Annotated in this window: 1 protein-coding gene; it reads left to right on the top strand. The window is 67.1% G+C overall.

Going from position 1 to position 422, the window contains the following annotated elements; translation table 11 throughout:
• A partial coding sequence (locus tag KUM44_RS39465) for an ABC transporter permease (RefSeq protein WP_374202120.1) occupies window positions 1-422 on the top strand: 422 nt, incomplete at both ends.

The following is a 422-nucleotide window of genomic DNA, read 5'->3' on the forward strand; positions in this document are numbered from 1 at the left end:
ATGATGGAACTGCGCAAGTCCCTCGCCGGACGCATCGCCCTGACCGCCGTGGCCACTGTGATCCTGCTGTTCCTGGCGCTGCCGATCGTGGTCATCCTCGTCACCTCCTTCAGCAACAACGCCTTCGCCTCCTTCCCGCCCGAGGCATGGACGCTGAACTGGTACAAGGCCCTGTTCGCCGACGGCAGCAAATGGCCCGCCGCGCTCTCCCTGTCCGCCCTGGTCGCGGCCATGAGCACCGTCTTCTCCCTCATCATCGGCGTGACCGCGGCAACGGCCCTGGTCCGCAGTGAACTGCCGCTGCGTTCGGCGGTGTTCGCCCTGGTCCTGGGACCGCTGGTCATCCCGCAGATCGTCACCGCACTGGGGCTGTTCCTGCTGTTCGAGCCGGCGGCGATGCTGGGCAGTCCGATCGCCATCGC

Source organism: Streptomyces sp. AC550_RSS872, assembly GCF_019049285.1.
Classification (GTDB): Bacteria; Actinomycetota; Actinomycetes; order Streptomycetales; family Streptomycetaceae; genus Streptomyces.